The 3,861-nt window shown below is 47.3% G+C and carries 5 protein-coding genes; all 5 read right to left on the reverse strand.

What is annotated here, in order from left to right; genetic code table 11:
* Positions 1-222: 222 nt before the first annotated feature.
* Positions 223-999, reverse strand: a complete 777-nt coding sequence (locus ACFXJL_RS34700) for a glucosaminidase domain-containing protein (RefSeq protein ID WP_376642730.1) — start codon at positions 997-999, stop codon at positions 223-225.
* 5 nt (positions 1,000-1,004) lie between these two features.
* On the reverse strand, positions 1,005-1,223 hold the full coding sequence (locus ACFXJL_RS34705; RefSeq protein WP_376642732.1) for a hypothetical protein: 219 nt from the start codon (positions 1,221-1,223) through the stop codon (positions 1,005-1,007).
* 13 nt (positions 1,224-1,236) lie between these two features.
* Positions 1,237-2,343: a hypothetical protein gene (locus ACFXJL_RS34710; RefSeq protein ID WP_376642734.1), complete on the reverse strand. Its 1,107-nt coding sequence runs from the start codon at positions 2,341-2,343 to the stop codon at positions 1,237-1,239.
* Positions 2,344-3,129, reverse strand: a complete 786-nt coding sequence (locus ACFXJL_RS34715) for a hypothetical protein (RefSeq protein WP_376642735.1) — start codon at positions 3,127-3,129, stop codon at positions 2,344-2,346.
* Positions 3,098-3,861, reverse strand: a 764-nt coding sequence (locus ACFXJL_RS34720) for a glycoside hydrolase family 73 protein (protein WP_377415877.1), incomplete at its 5' end; no start/stop codon positions are given. The genes ACFXJL_RS34720 and ACFXJL_RS34715, both read right to left, overlap by 32 nt.

The raw sequence follows: 3,861 nt of genomic DNA on the forward strand, positions 1-3,861 counted from the left end.
GAGGTACGATTCTTGCCGCTAAATTCACTGATTTTCCTTGACAATCCCACATTTCTGTGCTAATTAACATGTCACCCGGGAACTGTCAATAATAAAAAATCCCGCCGGATATTTTTCCAGCGGGTTGTGTCTCGGGCGTGACTCTATTGTTACAGATAGAATAGAAGTCTTCCGCGGCTCCTATTCTACTTAATTTTAACAAATGTTAGTATATATTGTAAATTATTTCACCCTTAACCGTTGACCGACATAAATCTTATTCGCATCCGGGATACGATTAACTGTGGTCAATGTCTTAACGGACACACCGAATTTCTTACCAATTTTCGTCAGGTTGTCGCCCGCCTTTACGGTGTAGAATGTACCGCCGGATGGTGCGGCTCCTGATACCTTCAGGACTTGACCAACACGAATCATATTAACATCTTTAATACCGTTCACTTTCGCCAACTCCTTCACTGACGTATTATATTTCTTTGCAATTGCTGTCAATGTGTCACCCGCCTTAACGGTATATGTCGAGCCGGACGACTTGGCAGGTTTCGCCTTCACTGCGGCTTTGTTCCCGACCTTATCGTATTTCGTCAGCCCGTGGGCTTCGATTGTGGCGATAAGCTTCTTCGCATAGTTCGGGTCTGTCGCATATCCACCCTTTTGGATGGCGGCACAAGCTTGTACATAGTTCGTTTCCCCGACAACAGCCTTATAACGGTCAAGACGGTTATAGAGGTTCACAAGGTCTATGATAGAATCGCGAACAGACTTATACGCCCGGAACCCTGCTTTGATTGTTTTATCGACCCCGTTTAAAACCTCCCACGTGCCCATATGAACGGTTCCAGCGTTCCCGATACCTTTTATACCAAACAGGTTATTTGCACGCGTAGCAAGCCCGGATTTGCCCCAATTTGACTCATGTATGGCTTGTGCTGTGATAACTGAAGGTAAAACTCGACTTACACCGTATAATTTTTGTGCTTCACTTGCAACATTCTCCATGAAACTCATTCTTTTACACTCTCCCTCATTTGTTGTCTCATTTCATTTATTTGTTCGTCTGAAGCGGATTCAATCCATAGTTTTCTATCCTTCTGAAATTGCGCCCGCCAATATCCCGGCGGCTGTACGGTTGTCGCATTATCCGGTACGGAATCAGCCGGAACAATTTCAGGATAGTCGAAGATGAAATCCGAATCATATACGAATACTTGTATCATTTCCATTGCTCCAACCCTCCTAGTAAGGCACTGCCGCGTCTAATGACCAACTGGACACGGCGGACTGATTGTTTCCTGAAAAGCCGACAAACGCCAGTTTACCGTCAGTGTTGATATAAAATTTTGTGAAGCCTGTCGTTCCGTATGCTGTTGCCATGACCGCCTTTTTGTCTGACGGTGAATATGACGCGGGCAATTGTGCAAAGTCAACGCCGAGGTCACACGCCACGTCACCTTTTAGCATGAGGATGTTTCCCCAGCGGGTATACTGCGGTGTTCTTCCTGACGCCTTTGCTCCATTCAATAACGGAAGGTTATACCATGTGAGCGCCATAAAATCATTTTGTGTAAACAGCTGTCGCCAACCCCTGAATACATTGTCAGTGTGTATAACACCAATCCATGACGTATTATCATAGGAACGTGTCAGAACCAATTTCCGCAGACCGTTTGGCGCTGGTAGAATGTCGAGATAGTACCAAGAAGCGTCACCCGGTAACGGTAGTTGATTCCATCCTGTCCCATAATAAAAACCGGGTGGTGCGGTGAATATGCTGTCAGCTGAAGCCAACCGTTTCCGCATTCCTTCAGCATCCGTTAATGCATATTTCTGTGAGAAGTTTTGAACCCCGATAACATCCTGAAGCGATAGATTCGTTGTCTGTAAATCCTTTTGCAGCTGTGTCGCATCCGTAGCAGCTTGATTCCATTTCAAACGTTCAGAATCCGAGACGTGAGGTTTAGCATTTGCGATATGGTTCTTCAGGTTTGTTTCTGATGTCGTCACCCTGTCACTCATACCGTCCCACTTGGTACGGTCTTCAGACGATACGTGTTTGGTCGTGTCCTTTACATGAGCGTCCAAGACTCGGCCGAATGAATCAACGTCAGCCTTCATACTTTGAATTTGTTGGTCAGTTGCACCAGTTGACCCACCGTCCGCGGTATCCTCTAACGCTTGGACTTTTTGCTGAAGCGTCAGAATATCGTTCTTTATCTCATCTGACACGTCCATATGGTCAACGGTGTCCTGAAGCTTTGCCATCTTGTCTTTTAAATCTGAAATACTTGTTTTGACGCCTGTATCATCATAGGGCGGCGTCCGCCTTGACCCGAGTTCAATCAATTAGGACACCTCCACGATTGTGACGACTGTCTCAGTATCAGCGACTAGGTACACGTCAGGGCTTTGGCTATGAACCTTAAATGTTAGCGGGCTGTCGTTAGACGTGAGCGGCGCACCTGTAGTCGTCTCGACACCCTGCTTACCCCAATAAATGACACCCGAGTTAGGCGGGTAGATCGTCAACTCTCGGCGGTTTGTCAGTTTGCTAGAACCTGACTTTGCCATTACAGGCGTGACGCCTACACTCACCCCACCAACCCTAAAGTCATTCATTCCGGCTTCCCGAGTTGGTACAGGTTGTGTCGCCGGGATAGAAGACCCGCCGAGTGTGACAGGCTTATCTATCTCAACACTCCCAATATGCTTGTCGCCTGCCGCAAGCGGCGGTAACGCTGATATATCTACGGTTCCTGTCATCTGCCCAAGCTGAACGGTGTCAATGGACTGTGGTATAGATGACGCTGTAAATTTCTCAATCCAAGATTCGACCCGGACTTTTTCGGGCTGCACGATCGCGGCGTCAAGGTAGATTGTGTGATAGCCGAGCGGTCGCGCCAAAAGCTTTGTTGACCCCGGCGCTACGGCTAAAAGATAATTGTTAGGCGACACGCTCGGGCGCTCGTGTACGTACACGATCTGACTTGTGTTATTTGTTATGGCTGAATGGTTCGGCTTTGTGTCGTCAAAATAAACCGTTGTAATGTCGCCCGGTAGCATGGTGACGGTCTGTTCACGCCATGTACTCTTTTTATGGTCATCCCCCGGCTGTTTGACTAGTTCCGGCATTCTTGTTCACTCCTTTTGCTATTGTAGCGGCTTTCTTGATGTGGTTTGACGCGCTGCGTCCTTTCTTAATGGCTTTGGCTCCCTTAGAAACAGATTTGACAGCACGACCACCCGGAACAAAATCCATTGCGGTGGATGCTGTACCTTTCGCAACGTCTCCGACTGCTGGGAAGGCTTTCATAAAGAACACGATTGCAATGATAGCAAGCCCGAGAATAAGAGACCATCTGAACACGCCGAACATGATATTTGATAAATATGATTTGTCGTCAGTGCCTGAAGATGAAGAATCCCCACCTGTCGCCCCGGCTCCTGACGTTCCTTTGAATGTAATGTCCTTATCATCGTACTGGTGAAGGTTGTTACTGCTGATAATGCCGAGAAGCTTATTTACATAGTTAGGGTCTGTTGCATACCCTCCAGCTTTGATTCCCTTCGCATAGTCCTCAACGCTTTTTGCGTTCTTCAGCTTTGACGCATAACGCGGCTTGGATAATAGTTCCGCGTGGGCGCGTATGGAATCTTGATAGCTGTTGTACTTTGCAAAGCCATCCTTCACGTGATAGGTCTTACCGTTATATACTTCGGTCGTACCCATCGTGGCACTTCCTGCTGTACCTCTTCCCTTTATTCCAAATAGGTTCTTAGAGTAGTAGGCAAGCCCGGACAATCCGCCCGGGTTTGAACCGCCTGATTCTAACATGATTTGACCCAGTATGATGGATGCAGGGA

This window comes from Streptomyces sp. NPDC059256, assembly GCF_042753785.1.
Classification (GTDB): Bacteria; Actinomycetota; Actinomycetes; order Streptomycetales; family Streptomycetaceae; genus Streptomyces.

Coding starts and splice junctions, on each gene's coding strand:
- ACFXJL_RS34700 (WP_376642730.1), bottom strand. CDS start 999: ATGGAGAATGTTGCAAGTGAAGCACAAAAATTATACGGTGTAAGTCGA.
- ACFXJL_RS34705 (WP_376642732.1), bottom strand. CDS start 1,223: ATGGAAATGATACAAGTATTCGTATATGATTCGGATTTCATCTTCGAC.
- ACFXJL_RS34715 (WP_376642735.1), bottom strand. CDS start 3,129: ATGCCGGAACTAGTCAAACAGCCGGGGGATGACCATAAAAAGAGTACA.